General features: G+C 41.1%; 16 protein-coding genes. 3 read left to right on the top strand and 13 right to left on the bottom strand.

Annotated features, from left to right (window positions below):
* From L1D46_RS15495 to L1D46_RS15525, 7 genes are all read right to left on the bottom strand, one after another.
* The coding region (locus L1D46_RS15495; protein WP_239977814.1) for a GNAT family N-acetyltransferase/peptidase C39 family protein at window positions 1-1,087 on the bottom strand (1,087 nt) is incomplete at its 3' end.
* The gene (locus L1D46_RS15500) at window positions 1,087-2,481 is read right to left on the bottom strand and encodes a RimK family protein (RefSeq protein WP_239977815.1); all 1,395 of its coding nucleotides are present in this window, start codon (window positions 2,479-2,481) and stop codon (window positions 1,087-1,089) included. The genes L1D46_RS15495 and L1D46_RS15500, both read right to left, overlap by 1 nt.
* A 200-nt stretch (window positions 2,482-2,681) precedes the next feature.
* Window positions 2,682-3,158: a GreA/GreB family elongation factor gene (locus L1D46_RS15505; RefSeq protein ID WP_130051359.1), complete on the bottom strand. Its 477-nt coding sequence runs from the start codon at window positions 3,156-3,158 to the stop codon at window positions 2,682-2,684.
* Window positions 3,159-3,234: 76 nt separating this feature from the next.
* Complete coding sequence (secF, locus tag L1D46_RS15510; RefSeq protein ID WP_239977816.1) at window positions 3,235-4,155, bottom strand: protein translocase subunit SecF; 921 nt, start codon at window positions 4,153-4,155, stop codon at window positions 3,235-3,237.
* Window positions 4,152-5,963: a protein translocase subunit SecD gene (gene secD, locus L1D46_RS15515; RefSeq protein ID WP_167657855.1), complete on the bottom strand. Its 1,812-nt coding sequence runs from the start codon at window positions 5,961-5,963 to the stop codon at window positions 4,152-4,154. The genes secF and secD overlap by 4 nt, the downstream gene beginning before the upstream one ends.
* 74 nt (window positions 5,964-6,037) lie before the next feature.
* On the bottom strand, window positions 6,038-6,409 hold the full coding sequence (locus tag L1D46_RS15520; RefSeq protein WP_130051356.1) for a hypothetical protein: 372 nt from the start codon (window positions 6,407-6,409) through the stop codon (window positions 6,038-6,040).
* A gap of 206 nt (window positions 6,410-6,615) precedes the next feature.
* Window positions 6,616-7,662, bottom strand: coding sequence for an NAD(P)-dependent alcohol dehydrogenase (locus tag L1D46_RS15525; protein WP_239977817.1), 1,047 nt, complete (start codon window positions 7,660-7,662; stop codon window positions 6,616-6,618).
* Window positions 7,663-7,832: 170 nt separating this feature from the next.
* On the opposite strand from L1D46_RS15525, the gene L1D46_RS15530 reads away from it, so the two are divergent.
* The 3 genes from L1D46_RS15530 to L1D46_RS15540 all read left to right on the top strand — a co-directional run bounded on the left by L1D46_RS15530 (window position 7,833) and on the right by L1D46_RS15540 (window position 11,730).
* The gene (locus L1D46_RS15530; RefSeq protein WP_239977823.1) at window positions 7,833-9,614 is read left to right on the top strand and encodes an ABC transporter ATP-binding protein/permease; all 1,782 of its coding nucleotides are present in this window, start codon (window positions 7,833-7,835) and stop codon (window positions 9,612-9,614) included.
* Between the two features lie 74 nt (window positions 9,615-9,688).
* Window positions 9,689-10,402 (top strand): YebC/PmpR family DNA-binding transcriptional regulator, encoded by a 714-nt coding sequence (locus L1D46_RS15535; protein WP_105180428.1) that lies wholly within the window; start codon window positions 9,689-9,691, stop codon window positions 10,400-10,402.
* Window positions 10,403-10,455: 53 nt separating this feature from the next.
* A complete protein-coding gene (locus tag L1D46_RS15540; protein ID WP_239977818.1) occupies window positions 10,456-11,730 on the top strand; it encodes a protein kinase in 1,275 nt (424 codons plus the stop codon).
* A 41-nt stretch (window positions 11,731-11,771) separates the two neighbouring features.
* On the opposite strand, the gene L1D46_RS15545 is transcribed toward L1D46_RS15540, so the two are convergent.
* The 6 genes from L1D46_RS15545 to edd form a co-directional block, all read right to left on the bottom strand.
* Window positions 11,772-12,893 (bottom strand): sterol desaturase family protein, encoded by a 1,122-nt coding sequence (locus L1D46_RS15545; protein WP_239977819.1) that lies wholly within the window; start codon window positions 12,891-12,893, stop codon window positions 11,772-11,774.
* A gap of 65 nt (window positions 12,894-12,958) precedes the next feature.
* Window positions 12,959-13,318: a hypothetical protein gene (locus L1D46_RS15550; protein ID WP_239977820.1), complete on the bottom strand. Its 360-nt coding sequence runs from the start codon at window positions 13,316-13,318 to the stop codon at window positions 12,959-12,961.
* Window positions 13,319-13,370: 52 nt separating this feature from the next.
* Window positions 13,371-13,814, bottom strand: coding sequence for a hypothetical protein (locus tag L1D46_RS15555; RefSeq protein ID WP_239977821.1), 444 nt, complete (start codon window positions 13,812-13,814; stop codon window positions 13,371-13,373).
* 125 nt (window positions 13,815-13,939) lie between these two features.
* The gene (gap, locus tag L1D46_RS15560) at window positions 13,940-14,944 is read right to left on the bottom strand and encodes a type I glyceraldehyde-3-phosphate dehydrogenase (RefSeq protein ID WP_063705673.1); all 1,005 of its coding nucleotides are present in this window, start codon (window positions 14,942-14,944) and stop codon (window positions 13,940-13,942) included.
* 18 nt (window positions 14,945-14,962) lie between these two features.
* A complete protein-coding gene (eda, locus tag L1D46_RS15565; protein WP_239977822.1) occupies window positions 14,963-15,583 on the bottom strand; it encodes a bifunctional 4-hydroxy-2-oxoglutarate aldolase/2-dehydro-3-deoxy-phosphogluconate aldolase in 621 nt (206 codons plus the stop codon).
* 34 nt (window positions 15,584-15,617) lie between these two features.
* Window positions 15,618-17,468 (bottom strand): phosphogluconate dehydratase, encoded by a 1,851-nt coding sequence (gene edd, locus L1D46_RS15570; RefSeq protein WP_130052282.1) that lies wholly within the window; start codon window positions 17,466-17,468, stop codon window positions 15,618-15,620.
* Window positions 17,469-17,701: the final 233 nt, after the last annotated feature.

Genomic DNA, 17,701 nt, shown 5'->3' on the forward strand with positions numbered 1-17,701 from the left:
TCGCAGTGCTGAGTCTTGATGAACCAAAACTCGCCATTTTGTTAAAATCGGCTTTGGTTATTGGGACATGCTGACAATCAATCGCCAATTGTTTTTCGTTTTCACAAAACGGGTCATGCACGTACAAGCAATGCTCATCAATATGCGTTACACACACCCAATGCGGTGACTTTTTACCATCAAATCGATAGGTACTGATCAATAACACCACCGCTTTACCCTCCGCAAGCCAATCCTCAATAGCAACCAAGGTTAACTCTTGATAGCGTACTGGCAACTTTGCAGCTATCGCTTCTGCCACAAATTGATTATGAACCGTATGCAAGATGGCTTTTTTCTTTTCGCTTCTTACACCATCAATAAACAAAGTTTCACGAGTATTTAAAACTACATCAGCTTTAAAACCTCGTTTCATTGCCGCAAGTGCTAACCCTAGAGGGTGACAACCGCCATGCCCTGATGTCATAAAAATAGTGGTAGCTTCACGCCATATATCCAGCTCTTTCAGTTGGCTCATTGCGGTATCATTCAATGATGACATTGCCATTAATAACGCCGCAGGACCACAGGTAAACTCGGTTGTTTGCTGGTACCAAGGCGTGTGTTTATCGGCATTAAACTCGATATTACGTCGAATGTTTTTTTGCATTCGATGGGCATCACTATGGTCATCATAATAATCACTGTAATGACCAAACACCTGGTAACCCAGTTTTTCATATAAGCAAATTGCCGATAGGTTGTTTACCGCAACTTCTAGACGCATATATAAACGGCCGCGTTTAGCTGTTTCGTTTTCAAGCGCAAGCAGTAACTTTGAAGCAATGCCTTTGCCTTGCTGAGATTGCAAAACCGCCAGTGAATATAGCCGAGCAAGACGCGTCCCCTTGTGACACCAAACCAAGCCATAACCAACTAGTTGGTTCTCGATCTCGGCCACCATCAGTAAGCCATGCGTTGCGCTGATCCAACGTTTTAAACTACGACTACTTAATCTATCTTGACTAAAGCTTTGTTCTTCAATGGCAACAAGGGCCGCCAAATCCGTTGCCTGAGCAAAACGGATTTGACAAACAGAGGCGTTCATTAACCACGGCCTCGTGCTTCTAAGCGTTGTTTAAACTCATCCATAATGATCATATAAAGCTCGTCACCTAAATAGGCATCTTCGACTTTATGGTCGATACTTGGGTTGTCATTCACTTCTAACACGTATGCTTTACCTTGATGTTCTTTAACGTCAACACCATACAAACCTTTACCTACCGTTTTGCAGGCTTTTAACGCCGCATCGAGTACCACTTTAGGTAATTCAAATGTTGGCAAGGTTTCAAAGCCACCAGAAAAGAAACGTTTTGCATCATGGTTATAAATTTGCCAGTGATTACGCGCCATTAAATAACGACACGCATAAATTGCACGGCCATTTAACACCCCGACACGCCAGTCGTATTCGGTGTACATGTACTCTTGTGCAAGCACAAGTGCACTGAACTCAAACAACTCTGTTAATTTAGCAACTAACTCATCACGATTAGCAACTTTAAATACGCCTTTTGAGAAAGAGCCTTCTGACATTTTTAATACCAGTGGGTAGCTGAAGTTTGCTTCTAAACTTTCAATTGTCTCTTCACTTGTATCAGCCACAACGTGAGTTTTTAAACTCGGCACTTTTTGATAATTAAAAGCATCGTGCAAATACACTTTATTACAGCAGCGCAGTATCGACTCTGCATCATCAATCACCACTAACCCTAAGCTTTGTGCTTTACTCGCTAAACGATAGGTTGGATGGTCGATGGCCGTTGTTTGACGAATAAACAACGCATCAAATTGTGCAATATTGGTAATTTCATCAAATGTAAGTGCTTGAGCATAAATACCATGTTTAGCGGCTGCTTTAATAAATTTAGCAATGGCATCTTTATCACTTGGCGGCACTTTTTCTTGGTGATCAACCAATATGGCCATATCCCAACGGTAACGACGTTTTTTATCGTGAATGCGCCATACTGACATCGTAAAGCTATTGAGTTGCTTTACAAACTCTGTAAAGCCAGTGTCATCTAATGATGCAATCGCACCTTGCTTCACAACACCTTGTTCATCACACACCAAAATAGGCGCAGGATATTGCGAGAATAATGCTTTAGTTGCTTTGCTTTGCTGCTCTTGATCTGTGTGACCAAAAAATACAGTACAACCAGCAAGCTCTTTATGACGCGTGCTATGCTCATCGCTACGTAGTGCATTAATTGTTTTTACACTCGGTAATACCTGATGCTTTCTTGCTTCAGCAAGCAAAGAGCAATAATAGCCTTTACTTAAATACTGCCCTGTATCACACAAGTTTAAAATACGCGTTTTTGGCTCATTATGTTTTGGGTAATCACGTAAGTAGGTGTCAAAGGTAATGACATTTTCGAAATTTTGAGCAATACGTTGCTCATTGTTATCAACCACAATCAAGGTTTTAAACACGACTTTTCCTAAATTAAGTCTTATGAAAAAAATGAAAACACCCAGCCGATTAAGTGAACGCATGAGGCTAAACTTCACTTAACTAGATGGGTGCTTATAAGCATTAAGCTTGATGTGATTTATAGAGGTTTTTTTACTTTGTGACCAACGAGTTATTTTTTACTTGAAGATGAAATTTACTGATTAATAAATTTTCTTGATCAGACTATTTCTGTAATGCTATAAAACTGTGCGTTACCTGCAATTGTCAGTGTTACTTCGTCATCAATTTGCTTGCCAATCAGCTGTTTACCTAACGGCGCTTCACGGGTTACAACATATATAGGCTGTTCTTTTACGGTGACTACTAAGCCACCTGCACTTGGGCCCATAAAAAACCACTTTGAGTTATCTTGTTCATCGACAAGACACACTAATGCACCTTCACGAACCTTATTAAATTCGCTTTCTTTAAACACTGTATTGAATGCTTGTATGTCACGGTAGCACTCATTAACTCGTTCAGCTTGCCCTTGCGCTAAATAAGCGGCTTCTAAACCCAAGGTATCGTATTGAGTTTCAGCAACACTTTCTTCGTGGGTTGCTGCATCATGAGCCGCTTTTGCCGCTGCTTTGGCGTTTTGCAGTTGTGCCTCTAGCGCAAAGCGTAAATGTTCAATTACGTGTGTTTTATTCATATCAAAGCAGTTAAAACAGAAAAGCCGCTATTCTATGGAAAAATAGCGGCTGATGAAAGTAAGTTATAAAACTGACTTATGGCATATCCATATAGGCTTTGGTTTTATCATCCAGTGTTTGGGTGTAATTTTCTGAACTTAACCCTAATAATTGCGGTAAGGTGGCGGCGATACAAATCGATGAGAAGGTGCCCACCACAATGCCTGCAAATAACGCGATAGCAAAACCCGTTAATGCAGCGCCAGCAAGCAGCCAAATACAAGCAATGGTCGCAAGTGTTGTGCCTGAGGTGATCAATGTACGCGTTAACGTAGAGCCAATTGCATCATTAATCACAACATGGGTATTAATGCGTTGATTGTCTGGCTGAATACGTAAAAGCTCTCTAACTCTGTCGCCAACAATAATTGAGTCATTTAATGAATAGCCAATAATAGCCAGTAAACTCGCCAGCACGGTTAAATTAAACTCAAGCCCTAACAAGGAAAACAAGCCAAGCACTAAGATTAAATCATGTAACAGTGCAACCACTGAGCCTACCGCGAGTCGCCATTCAAAACGTACAGCTAAATAAACCATAATGGCAATCAGTGCTGCAAATAATGCTAAACAGCCTTGCTCAAAAAGCTCATCACCGACTTGTGAACCTAAAAAAGAACTTGAAAGCACGGTAAATTCTACACCTTGGTCATTCAGCTCTGATTGCCAATTGCTGGCTTCACTAAGCTCTGGCGCTTCTCTTAAAACAAAGTGGTATTCACCCGCTTTAGTTATGGTTAATTTGTTTGCAATTTCAGGACTTAACTTTGCCTTTAAATCAGCAATAGTTGTTACTGACGTTGTGTTTATCTCAGTGATGTAGCCACCTGTAAAATCAAGGCCAAAGTTTAGCCCTTTGACAGATAAAACACCTAAGCTCGCGATGACTAAAACACAGCTTAGCAATAACCCTAAAACGCGCGATTTACTCGCTGCAGTTAATGTTGACCAACTCATGCTTTAGCCCCCGATAAATTTGTCAGTTTAATGTAGAGTGTTTGGCTAAGCGCTTTTGAAATGTAAACACCGGTGAATACGCTGGTTAATAGTCCGAGCGCTAATGTAATTGCAAAACCTTTCACAGGCCCATAACCAATGGCGTATAGAATGATAGCTGTGATCATGGTGGTCACATTGGCATCAAAAATGGTCGTAAATGCTTGGTTATAGCCTTGCTCTATTGCTTGATAGGTAGGTCGACCTTTACGTTTTTCCTCTTTTATTCGCTCAAAGATAATTACATTAGTATCAACTGCCATGCCTATTGTTAATACAAGCCCTGCGATGCCCGGTAATGTCAACACCACGCCAGGTAATAACGACATTAAGCCGACTAAAGCGGTTAAATTAAGTAACAACGCAATGTTGGCAATCAGGCCTAAACGACGATACCAAAGCGCCATAAATGCAAGGGTAATACCGATACCAAGCATTAAAGCAGCTAATCCGTGTTCAATGTTTTCACTACCTAAGCTTGGACCTATGGTTTGTTCTTGAACGATTGTCACTGGTGCAGTTAGCGACCCTGCACGAAGTAAAAGCGCTAAATCGTAAGCTGCTTGTGGGCTTTTCATATTCGTAATACTAAAACGAGAACTTAAATGCTGTGCAATGTTTGCCACATTGATCACTTCGCTTTTTTTCACAACGTCGCCATTTGCATTCCGGGAGTATTCAGAATAAACCGTGGCCATTGGCTTACCTATATTGTGCTTTGAAAAAGCAGACATCGCATCGCCACCTTGAGAGTCTAAGCTAAGCTGGACTAAAGGCTTGCCCCATTCATCTTTACCAACACTGGCATTATTGATGTGATCACCTGAAAAAATCGCCACAGGATTTAAATTAACAACACCACCACCTTGCACATTAAACGCTTTACCACCCACTTCGACGACCTGATAAAAATCTAGGGTCGCTGTTGCACCAATAATGCGTTTAGCTTCTGATGGATCTTGTACCCCTGGTAACTCGATTCGAATTCGTTGTTTACCTTGCCTTTGCGTCACCGCTTCTGTGATGCCAAGCTCTTCAATACGTCCACGCAGGGTTGTTAAGCTTTGTGCCATGACTTGTTTATTGAATTCGCTTTGGCTTTGCTCATTAAAATGCAGTAATACTGTGGTTAGGTTATTACTCGTTGATTTAGTTTGCATCAGGCCTTTGAATTGACCTTGTAAGGTTGAGATGAGTCCTGGGAGTTGCCCTTCACCGCTTGGTAAAATTTGCAGCTCAACCCCTTCTTTTACTTCACTGGCTCTAATACCACGAATTTTGTCTTTTCGAAGCGTCAATTTAGTTTGTTGATACACACTGTTTAAGTGCTCTTGCATTGCTTTATCTAGGTCAACATCAAGCACAAATAGCACCCCTCCATTTAAGTCAAGTCCTAACTTAATCGGTGAAAGACCAAGCTGCTGAAGCCATTGTGGGCTTGTCGCATGCTCAACAATTTTAGCTTCCAGCTGTGGGTATTGAGTTTTTATAAAACTCAGTGCATTGGCACTTTGAGTAGGCTCAGCTAATAAAATAGCCAGTTGTGCTTGGCTATCATTAGCTTCAGACACTTCAAAACCATGTTGATTTAGTGACGTTGTCACACTTTGCAGCGTCACAGTTTGATCTGGCAAGCTAATGTGCAACCAAGATTTGTTAGGGTAAAGATTAGGTAGTGCGCTAACCGCTAATAAAATACACGCCGCTATCATAGCGACATAACTCATTTTTAGACGACGCCATAGCGCCGGCTTTGATTTATGTGACATACATGACTTCCTTCCAGCATTTTCAGCCGGTAAAAAATTAATTCCAAAAATAAAAAAGTAACGAAGGAAGTCGTTTAGCTATGGTAGGTAGTATTCGCTTTGTACAAGAGATTAGCGTCTTTCCAGCCACTAATGCGGGATTTACGTTGCGTGGCTAACGCAAACCATGGGATCATGCGCACAGCACTTGGTGGCGCTAAAAAGTGCTCTTTTCCCCAATCTTCAGCAAAGAATTCAATTAATAGCTCGTAATCAGGGTCAACCTGACTATGGTAAAGAAACAATGATGAATTACTGGCAGTTAAACGCGGCACAAGGGTATCAAACCCCGATGGTTCTACCGGTTTAGGATGCTTAGCTGTATGAGTTTGAGAAATAACTGGGGTTTTAGTCAGCTCGACTTGGAACAATTTAGTGGCAGCATAGTGTGAGTGAGTGTCAGGCATAGCCATGCTCTGTGCACTAAAGAACACAGTAAATAGCAAGATAATGACTGAGAAAAACCGTAACAAGAACTGACCAATAAATTAAGTGGATAACACAGCTATAATGAGGGTAAAAAAATAAAACACAAGTTATTACTTAAATAAAAGTATCTAAAATAAAGCGAGCCTAACTCGACCCGCTTATTAATTTAACTTTGTTAAACAAGTTAAACTTCTAATGATGACATGTCGATAACAAAGCGTGAGGCCATATCACCTCGCTTTAATTTATCGAAAGCGTCATTAATTTGTTCCATTTTGATCATTTCAACTTCTGGCAGAATATTATGTAACGCACAGAAATCGAGGATCTCTTGGGTTTGTGCTATACCACCTATCAATGAGCCAGCAACACGGCGACGTCCAAGCAGAAGTGGAACAGAGTTTGATTCTGCAAGTTCACCAACTTGGCCAACTAGCACTTGGGTACCATCTATATCAAGTAGTGGCATATAAGGTGTAAAGTCATGTTTAACGGGTATGGTATTAATAATTAGATCGAATTGATTAGCATGTGCTTGCATCACTTGTTCATCACTTGAGACTAATAAGTCTTTCGCACCATAATCTAAAACCTGTTGTTTTTTCTTATCACTGCGGCTAATTGCCGTAACATGTGCACCCATTGCAGCTGCGATTTTAATTGCCATGTGACCCAAACCACCTAGACCAATTACCGCAACACGGCTGCCTGGGCCAACATTCCACGTGCGTAGTGGTGAATAAGTTGTGATACCCGCACATAGAATTGGCGCACATTTCGCTAGGTCTAAACCTTTAGGTACATTGAGTACGAACTCTTCACGAACCACAATGTGTTTTGAATACCCACCTTGAGTAAGTTCGCCACTGATACGATCTTGCCCTGAGTATGTACCCACCATTCCTTCGCGACAAAACTGCTCTTCACCATGATGACATTGGTCACAGCTCAAACAGCTATCTACCATACAACCAACAGCGACATTATCGCCCACTTTGTATTTAGTAACGCCGCTACCCACTTCAAGAACGCGGCCAACAATTTCATGACCCGGTACTACTGGGTACTGAGTCCAGCCCCAATCGTTTTTTGCTGTGTGTAAGTCTGAATGACACACGCCACAATAAAGAATTTCAATTGATACATCTTCTTCACGAAGTGCACGGCGTTCAAAATGATACGGCTCTAATGGTTTTTCAGAATCATGTGCTGCATAACCGACGGTTTTCATGCTTACTCCTTAATTTTCTTCGTGTTTAACTCATGCAATTAACAAATTTGCTAATGCGCTGGTGTATACTGCACTCAGTATAGAGGTAAATTTACAAATTACACTTGCCTAAAACACGAAAGCTTTTGCCTATTTTTATCAAATTGATTTAAGAGACCCCCATGCGTGGAATGAGCCGCAAAGAACAGGTAACGAGATCGCCTGATGCAATGAACCTATCACAAAGCATCAAAACACTCTGGCCCTATTTAATGACCTTTAAAGGCCGAGTTATTTTGGCTGTACTAGCTCTTATTGCAGCCAAGGGGGCCACATTGCTGATGCCTTGGGCACTAAAAGAAATAATCGACGCAGTAGATTCTAGTATCAACCTGATATTAAGCGTTCCTATTGCTCTGCTCATCGGCTATGGTTTGCTGCGCTTTGCCAGTGTGTTTTTTGGTGAAGTTCGCGATGCATTGTTTGGCCGTGTTACTGAGCACGCTATGCGCCATATTGGTTTAAAAGTATTTAAACACTTACATAGTTTAGAATTAGCCTTTCACCTTGATAGGCAAACAGGCGGTATTAGTCGCGATATAGAGCGTGGTACAAATGGCCTCAGCTTTTTAATGCGCTTTTTGATGTTTAACATCGTGCCAACCCTATTTGAAATAATCACAGTCGCCATTATTTTTGCGACCTTGTTTTCACCTTGGTTTGCATTAGTCACTGTTATCGCTGTCGCTATTTACATTGCTTTTACTGTAATAGTAACTCAGTGGCGTAACCGATTTATACGTGAAGCAAATACTGCCGATAACAACTCAAATACTCGTGCTATCGACAGCTTACTAAATTACGAAACCGTTAAGTACTTCAACAATGAACATTATGAAGCAAACACCTACGACAGCTTTTTAGCTAAGTGGGAACAAGCGAGGCTAAAAAATCGTTTATCGTTACTGGCGCTAAATTCAGGGCAAGCACTTATTATCGCCGCAGCTATTACAGCACTAATGTGGCTAGGTGCCAGTTCAGTGGTCAATAAAGAGCTGACCATAGGTGAGCTTGTGATGATTAATGCTTACATGATCCAGCTATTTCTACCTCTTAATTTTTTAGGCTTTGTGTATCGTGAAATACGCCGTGCACTAACTGATCTTGAAAACATGCTCGGCTTATTAAATCGAAAAGCCGCTATTAGCGATGACAAAGATGCAAAACCATTAACTACAACAAAAGCAGCTATTCGATTTGAGAATGTCTCTTTTAGTTACGACAAACAACGGCCTATTTTAAATAATTTAAGTTTTGAGGTTACTTCAGGCAGTAAAGTAGCGATTGTCGGTGCCAGTGGCGCAGGTAAAAGCACCTTAAGCCGCCTGCTTTACCGCTTTTATGATGTGGATGCGGGCAAAATTTATATTGATAAGCAAGCAATCAACACAGTGACACTTGAAAGTTTGCGCCAAGCTATTGCCATCGTACCGCAAGATACCGTGCTATTTAACACCAGCATTCGCGAAAACATCGCCTACGGAAATCCAACGGCAAGCGAAGATGATATTGATAAAGCTATAAGCCTTGCCCACTTAGATGGGTTTATTGCAAGCCTAGATAAAGGCGATAAAACCCTTGTTGGTGAGCGCGGTTTAAAAGTGTCGGGCGGCGAAAAGCAACGTATAGCAATTGCCAGAGCCATTTTAAAGGGTTCACCTATTTTATTATTTGATGAGGCAACATCAGCGCTTGATTCGCATTCAGAGCAAGCTATTTTAAGTGCTATGCGTGAAGTCGCGCAAAAGCACACCAGCATAGTCATTGCCCATCGTTTATCAACAATCACCGACGCAGACAAAATTATTGTTATGAAACAAGGACAAGTTGTTGAACAAGGTCAGCACCAACAGCTACTTGCGGCGAATGGCGAATATGCTCGAATGTGGCAGTTACAGCAAAGCGACGAATAAACACTGTTAACTACTAGGTTAAATGATTAGAATAACGGCTTTATTTTTATCTATAACAAAAAGGCAACACGCAGATGGGCAGAGCTTATCAAAACAAAAAAGACTCAATGGCAAAAACTGCGGGTGCAAAAACCAAAGTTTATTCAAAGTACGGAAAAGAAATTTATATCTGCGCTAAGAATGGTGGTGTTGATCCCGATGGCAACTTAGCACTTCGTCGCTTAATTGAGCGTGCTAAGAAAGACCAAGTACCTACGCATGTAATCGAGCGTGCAATCGATAAAGCCAAAGGTGGTGGCGGCGAAGATTACGTAGCAACTCGCTATGAAGGTTACGGCCCGGGCAACTGTATGATCATTGTTGACTGCTTAACCGACAACAACAAACGTACCTTCGCTGACGTACGTGTTTGTTTTACTAAAGCAAATGCAAAAATTGGTGCGCAAAATTCTGTATCACACTTATTTGATCACCTCGCTATTTTTGTTTTTGACGGTGATGATGACGAAGCTGTATTAGAAGCATTGATGATGGCAGATGTCGATGTAACAGATGTAGAAGTTGAAGACGGTAAAATCACCGTATTTGCTCCACACACAGAATACAACAACACCCGTACAGCACTTGAAGAAATGGGAATTACTGATTTCCACGAAGATCTAATTGCCTTTGTGCCGCAAGTAGAAGCACCAATTGAAGGTGAAGACGTTGAAGTCATGGAACGCTTTTTAGCCATGCTAGAAGACTGTGATGACGTACAAAACGTTTACCATAACGCACAGTTTTAATTAAAAAGGCCAACCAAGTTGGCCTTTTACCTTTTAGCACAAAGGAATCAACATTGAATACCCTCGAAGAGTTAAAAGCCGGTTCTCTACAAGGTAGTACACGGCTTCAGCTTGTTGCAGAACTAACTGAATTCCCAAAAGAAATTTATACCCTAGCCGATACGTTAGAAACCCTTGATTTATCTAATAACCAGCTAAGTGATTTACCTGACGATTTTTACAAATTAAAAAATCTAAAACGACTGTTTTTATCATTTAATCAGTTTAAACACATACCTGACGTGCTAAGACAATGCCCAAACTTAATCATGGTGGCATTTAAAAGTAATCAAATTACTGAATTTAAAGCACACTGTTTGCCAACGAAAATTGAATGGCTGATCTTAACTGATAATCAAATCCCCGCTTTGCCGGATACATTTGGTGAGTACAGTCAGCTTAAAAAGCTGGCACTGGCCGGCAATCAGTTAACACATTTGCCAGCCTCAATGGCTAATTGTAAAGAGCTTGAGCTAATACGTTTAAGCGCCAATAAGCTTACAAAAGTTGAAGATTGGCTTTTAGCCTTACCTAAACTTGCTTGGCTTGCCTTCTCTGGTAACGATTTAAATCGTTCAACCAGCTTACATTGTGAGCTGTTTAGCCAAATAGCACTGGATGAAATCGATGTTAAAAAGCAGATTGGCCAAGGCGCATCTGGGGTTATTCACTTCGCAAACTGGCATCAACGACCTGTTGCCCTTAAGTTATTTAAAGGCGAGATCACCAGTGATGGCTACCCACTCGATGAGCTTAATTGCTGTTTACAAGCAAGTGAGCACCCAAACCTAATTAAAGCGTTGGGCTATGTTGATGAAGAGTCACAACTGGGTTTAGTAATGGAGCTGATCAATAAAGAGTTTACGAACCTTGGTTTACCACCATCACTTGCAAGTTGTACCCGTGACACATTCGAAGACAACTGCCAGTACACGCCAGAAATGGTGCTAAAAATCATTCAACAAATGACAAGTACCCTCGCCCATTTGCATAAAAAGCAAGTTAGCCATGGTGACATTTATGCCCATAACAGCATGATCAATTCACAAGGCGATTTATTGTTTGGTGACTTTGGTGCCGCAACCGATTTATCGATGCTAATGCCAACTCAACAACAGCTATTAGAAGGCATTGAAGTACGTGCCCTCGGTTATTTTATCGATGATTTACTGACTGTTGTGACTGAACAAAATGACATTACAAAGATGCTTGCCGACATAGCCCAAGAGTGCTTGGTACTCAACTCAGAAAAACGACCTCGCTTTTCTGAGCTGCTTGCGCGATTATGATTTAATACTAATTTGCCTATAAACAAAGCCTCACTGAGGCTTTATTTTTGCCTGTTAAACGGAAACAGCTGCTGCTTTAACATTCCTTCGGGCATGTAATCGCCAACCACACCATATTTATCGGGCCACTCTGCTTGACCTTTTACAGCGGTGCCAAATAGATAATCTAAAAAAGAAAAATGCGCTGCATAGTTACGGTCAATGGCCGCTTTATCAGATGAATGGTGCCAATGATGAAACTGAGGAGTAACCAGAAAATACTTTAACCAACCAAAATTTACGCGAACATTGGCATGGTTAAACACAGCCTGAAAGCCAACAATAATCACATAAAGGCTAATGACTTCAGATGGAAAGCCCAGTACAAAAATAGGCGTAAGTACTAAGCTACGCGTCACTAATATTTCTAAAATATGCTGACGTGAGCCTGCGAGCCAATCCATTTCTTTTGCACTATGATGCACGGCATGAAAACGCCAAAGCAGAGGTACTTCGTGATAAGCCCTGTGCACAAAGTATTGCATTAAATCGGCCACTAAAATAATTAAAAAGAGCTGGAGTAAAAATGGCATTTGTATAATAAAGCCTTGCACAGTATCAGATACAGCCCAGCCAAATGCGTGATGCACAAACTGATTGGTTGCAAGAAGCACAAAACCGATAATTAAATGATTTACAAAGAAATGATTTAAATCGCCTTGCCACTCAGAGCGGAGAATTTTTTGCTCTTTGCGGTGCGGTAGCAGCTTCTCAATTAAAATAAAAATCAGTGTGGAGCCAAGTAAATCAAGAATGAACCAATCAAGCCCTAAGTATGGCGTATTATCTCTAAAATCGCCCACTTGAACATTCGGGCCACCAAATGCAATAGCAAGAAGTATCAGCACCCAAGCTGTTGCACCGAGTCGTTTGTTAGTGTTACGAACAAAGTTCAACAAGCCTAAACTGCCTGAAATAATTAGTGCCACGAACATTAGCTGACGCAAAAACTCAACGCTGTAGTTTTGTCGAAGCTCTGGCGTCGTTAAGTACTCAGGAAAGTGAAAAGCTAATACTCCTAAACAGGATAAAATCGCTAAGAAGCAGGCAATATAGCCACTGATATTGCCTTCACCCACTTGAAACTGCTCAGCCCGAAATAACCGGTGATAAAGACGAGTCATGATATAAAAATCCATTTATCAATTTTTTGCAGCATAACACAGAAGAATTTAGGAACAAATATACGCTAAGCCATCACTATCATGTGTACACAACAAATTGATACTAAGCTAATAAAACCTAAAACTAGGCTGCGTTCAGGTAGGAAATGAATAATCAACGCAGGCATTTCAATAATGTGTGAAGTCATTGGCCTATAGCATAAACTATGTTTTTCAAAGTTCATGAAAGCGTTTTTTAGCCTTTCAAGGTAGAGCATTAATCCAGCTAAATGAATAAGCACAAATGTCGATGGACCTAAAAACTCAAGTAGTGCCATAAGCTCATACCCCATCATTAACTCAGGTCCTGCAATGAGAATTACTAAAACCAGCGCGATTGTTTTATACAGCTTATTAGCGAATAACTGTCTAATTTTATTAAACATCCATATCCTTATGAAACGATTTAGGCTTATAAAAGAATAAGCCTTTTAAATATTATTGAAATGCTTTATCAAACTTATCTTGATCAAGGTATTTATCAAATGCACCTAAAGCATTACCAACACTTGGCTCAGCCATTAACTCTTGCATTGCAACTTCACCCACAATACCGAATGCGTTTTCCATTGCTCCCTGACCGCCGACTTCAATCGCCGCCTTTGCTTGCTTTGGACAGTCTTCGGTTAATAAACGCGTAACTAACGCACCAACATAGCGATTAGTTTCATCCATATCTTGTTCTGTCACGTTCGAGAAAGGCTTAATTATACTATGCGTCGACATACCTAGATAAATCCACTTAGCGAGGTTCTTTCGCTCTTTGCCATTTAGTGAATCAGTTAAACACACTGCAAGTTGCTGTGCTTCTTGCGATGCGGATACATAACTAGGCAGTATCGACGATAAAAAGAGTGACGTAGTTAATAAGATTTTTTTCATTATCTTTCCTTGAAAACAATTACGCACAATAAAGTAATGTGAATCCAAATTAATTTCCAGTAAAAACCAAAAAAGCCACGATAAACGTGGCTTTGTTGGATAAAGCTTAAACTTTTACTGTTCTATTATAAGAACTGACCTAGCGCTTTAACTTGGTCTAACATGCGGTTTGAGAAACCCCACTCGTTATCGTACCAAGCCATCACTTTAACAAGCTTACCATCTACCTTAGTTTGGGTTGAATCGAAGATTGAAGACGCTGGGTTGTGGTTAAAGTCGATAGAAACAAGCGGTAGTTCGTTGTATTCAAGAATACCTTGCATTGCACCTTCTGATGCTGCTTTAACTACTTCGTTGATTTCTGCTGCAGTTGTTTCACGCTTAGCAACGAACGTTAAGTCTACTAAAGAAACGTTGATTGTTGGTACACGTACTGCCATGCCGTCTAGTTTACCCGCAAGTTCAGGAAGTACTAAGCCAACTGCTTTAGCAGCACCTGTTTTAGTTGGGATCATTGACTGAGTTGCGCTACGTGCACGATATAAATCTGGGTGATAAACGTCAGATAAGTTTTGATCGTTTGTGTATGCATGAATTGTCGTCATGCTACCTTGCTCGATACCTACTGTGTCGTTGATTGCTTTTGCAATCGGCGCTAAACAGTTTGTTGTACACGATGCATTTGAGATAATGTTGCTGTCAGCGTTTAATACTTCACTATTAACACCATGAACAACAGTTGCATCCATATCAGTACCAGGAGCAGAAACGATTACTTTTTTAGCACCTGCTTCAATGTGTTTAGCCGCTGCCTCACGTGAAGTGAATAAACCAGTACATTCTAGAACGATATCTACGTTTAGAGCTTTCCAAGGAAGGTTTGCAGGATCACGCTCTTGCGTAAGGGTAATTTCGTCATTACCAATTAGCATGGTGTTTTCAGCAAGTGTTACTTTTTGAGAAAATTGACCGTGAACTGAGTCAAATTGAGTTAAATGCGCGTTAACATTTGCTGGTGCTAAATCGTTAATTGCAACGATTTTGATTTCGTTGTTTTGAGCTGACTCATAAAGGGCACGTAATACGTTACGACCGATACGTCCATAGCCATTAATTGCAACATTAATCATTCTAATATCTCCCGTTAATTATTTTACTTCACTTGCTTGGAGAGCAAGCGCTTCAATGGCTTGCCAGTCTTTGTTTTCAATAAGTTGTTTGTCTAACATCCACGTACCACCCACACAGATTACGTTTTTAAGTGCGAGGTAGTTAGGTGCTGTTTCAAGGCTAATGCCGCCTGTTGGACAAAATGTTACTTGTGGTAAAGGGCCACCAATTGATTTCAGCATTGCAGTGCCACCCGCTGCTTCTGCAGGGAAGAACTTTAGAAACTTAAAGCCTTGGCTTGCTAATTTCATTACTTCACTTGGTGTCGCAGCACCTGGTAAAAATGGAATATCAGACTCTTTAGCCAGTGCTAATAATTCGTCGTTTACGCCAGGGCTAACCATAAAGTCAGCACCGGCTTCAACTGATGCATTAAATGTCGCTTTATCAACCACAGTACCTGTGCCAACGTATGCTTCTGGTACGGCTTCTTTCATTAGCTTCACTGCTTCTGCCGCAATTGGCGTACGCAAAGTAATTTCTAATGCTTTTAAGCCACCGTTATAAAGCGCACGTGCAAGGGGTGCTGCATCTTCAAGTTTTTCGATAACAACAACCGGTACCACAGGTGCCGATGATAAAATTTTCTCAATGCTCATTGTTTGTTCCTCATAGCCCAGTAACGGCGTATTATTATTCTAAACCAAAGGCGCTAGCGCCTAGGTCTGCACTACTTACTATATTTCTGAAACCTGCAAATAACTCTCGACCTGTGCCGTATGTTTGGCTTGGTTGGCTAAGTTGTAATTCACGTTTTGCTAATTCTTCATCGCTTACATGTACTTTCAATACACCTGCTGGTGCGTCAAGCGTCACTAAATCACCTTCGTGAATTTTAGCGATTACACCACCTTCAACAGCTTCTGGTGCTAAGTGGATTGCAGCAGGAACTTTACCAGATGCACCCGACATACGACCGTCTGTGACAATCGCCACTTTGTAGCCTTGGTCTTGCAGTGTTGCCATTACTGGCGTCAACTTATGAAGTTCAGGCATGCCTTTCGCTTTCGGACCTTGCTCTTTAATTACAGCAATAAAGTCTGTGTTTAATTCACCGCGGCTATACGCTTCTTGTAACTCACCTTGTGAGCTAAATACTTTAGCTGGTGCAGAAACAACTTGGTGTGACTCTGCCACTGCTGATACTTTAATAACTGCTTTACCAAGGTTACCAGTAAGAAGCTGTAAACCACCCTGCTTACTAAACGGGTTATCAATTGGGCGCAATACTTCTTCGTCGTGTGACTTTTCAGGACACGACACCCATTTAACTTTGCTTGGGCCTGTGCTGTTAGTCATAATCACCGATGAATCTTTATCTAACATTGGCTCCGTGGTGTATGCTTCTAACCCATCACCGACAATCGTTTTCACATCGTTATGTAAGTAACCTTTGCTAAGTAGTTGCTTCATTAAGAAGCCCATACCGCCAGCTGCTTGGAAGTGGTTCACATCAGCTGAGCCGTTCGGGTAGATACGCGTAAGAAGTGGCACAACTTCAGATAAGTCAGCCATGTCTTTCCACGTTAGGATCACACCTGCAGCTTTCGCAATAGCCACTAAGTGGATTGCGTGGTTTGTTGAGCCACCTGTTGATAACAAGCCAACTAAACCATTAATAATTGTTTTTTCACTTACTACATCTGCAAGGCAGTTAGCATCTTTTGTTTCGATTAACTGCTTTAACATAGTTTCTACAGCATGACCTGTTAAACCATCACGTAGTTCTGTGTAAGGGTTAATGAAAGAGCTACCTGGTAAATGTAGACCCATAATTTCCATTAACATTTGATTCGAGTTTGCCGTACCGTAGAAAGTACATGTACCGGCACTGTGATAAGATGCGCTTTCAGCTTCAAGAAGCTCTTCACGACTTACTAAGCCTTGTGCAAATTTTTGACGAACACGAGCTTTTTCTTTATTCGGGATACCCGATTGCATTGGACCTGCTGGTAAAAAATACGTTGGTAAATGACCAAATGATAAAGCACCAATTAAAAGTCCTGGGACGATTTTGTCACAAACACCTAAACAGAAAACACCGTCGAATACATCATGCGATAAAGAAACCGCAGTAGACATTGCAATCACGTCACGTGAGAACAATGATAACTCCATACCGTCACGGCCTTGTGTTACGCCATCACACATTGCTGGTACACCGCCAGCAACTTGTGCTGTTGCATCGTACTTAGTCGCAAGGTTTTTGATGATTTCTGGGTAATCTTTGTAAGGGACATGCGCAGAAAGCATGTCGTTATAAGCGTTGATGATAGCTAGATTTGGTTGCTCGTCTGCTTTTAAACGATCTTTGTCATCGCTGCTACAAGCAGCCATAACATGTGCAATATTACCACAGCCTAAACCTGCACGAACTCTTGTTTGTTTTTTTGCGTGCGAGATTCGCTCTAAATAAGCTTGGCGGGTCTCTTTACTGCGTTCGATAACGCGTTCGGTGACTTCTTGAATACGAGGATGCAACATATAAATTCGACTCATCTCTATAGTTAGAGGATAAAGGCTCAGTAACAATTACAGACTCCACGAAAATAATTGTACTGAGCATCTTTGATTTACCCGTTCAAAGGTACGCTGACAGGCTGTCTCTCACAACCAACCTGACACCGGTGTCACTGTATTAACTCATGACTGTGACACCGGTGTCAACCTTATCTGTTAAATTTAGTTTAATTTTTTTAAATGACCAAATAATGAAC

Source organism: Pseudoalteromonas sp. Isolate3, assembly GCF_022398505.1.
Taxonomy (GTDB): Bacteria; Pseudomonadota; Gammaproteobacteria; order Enterobacterales; family Alteromonadaceae; genus Pseudoalteromonas; species Pseudoalteromonas apostichopi.

What these genes read in the sequence shown, in the direction of transcription:
- L1D46_RS15505 (WP_130051359.1), bottom strand. Translation starts at nt 3,158, where the DNA reads ATGAATAAAACACACGTAATTGAACATTTACGCTTTGCGCTAGAGGCA.
- secF (WP_239977816.1), bottom strand. Translation starts at nt 4,155, where the DNA reads ATGAGTTGGTCAACATTAACTGCAGCGAGTAAATCGCGCGTTTTAGGG.
- secD (WP_167657855.1), bottom strand. Translation starts at nt 5,963, where the DNA reads ATGTCACATAAATCAAAGCCGGCGCTATGGCGTCGTCTAAAAATGAGT.
- L1D46_RS15520 (WP_130051356.1), bottom strand. Translation starts at nt 6,409, where the DNA reads ATGCCTGACACTCACTCACACTATGCTGCCACTAAATTGTTCCAAGTC.
- L1D46_RS15525 (WP_239977817.1), bottom strand. Translation starts at nt 7,662, where the DNA reads ATGAAAACCGTCGGTTATGCAGCACATGATTCTGAAAAACCATTAGAG.
- L1D46_RS15530 (WP_239977823.1), top strand. Translation starts at nt 7,833, where the DNA reads ATGAGCCGCAAAGAACAGGTAACGAGATCGCCTGATGCAATGAACCTA.
- L1D46_RS15535 (WP_105180428.1), top strand. Translation starts at nt 9,689, where the DNA reads ATGGGCAGAGCTTATCAAAACAAAAAAGACTCAATGGCAAAAACTGCG.
- L1D46_RS15545 (WP_239977819.1), bottom strand. Translation starts at nt 12,893, where the DNA reads ATGACTCGTCTTTATCACCGGTTATTTCGGGCTGAGCAGTTTCAAGTG.
- L1D46_RS15550 (WP_239977820.1), bottom strand. Translation starts at nt 13,318, where the DNA reads ATGTTTAATAAAATTAGACAGTTATTCGCTAATAAGCTGTATAAAACA.
- L1D46_RS15555 (WP_239977821.1), bottom strand. Translation starts at nt 13,814, where the DNA reads ATGAAAAAAATCTTATTAACTACGTCACTCTTTTTATCGTCGATACTG.
- gap (WP_063705673.1), bottom strand. Translation starts at nt 14,944, where the DNA reads ATGATTAATGTTGCAATTAATGGCTATGGACGTATCGGTCGTAACGTA.
- eda (WP_239977822.1), bottom strand. Translation starts at nt 15,583, where the DNA reads ATGAGCATTGAGAAAATTTTATCATCGGCACCTGTGGTACCGGTTGTT.
- edd (WP_130052282.1), bottom strand. Translation starts at nt 17,468, where the DNA reads ATGTTGCATCCTCGTATTCAAGAAGTCACCGAACGCGTTATCGAACGC.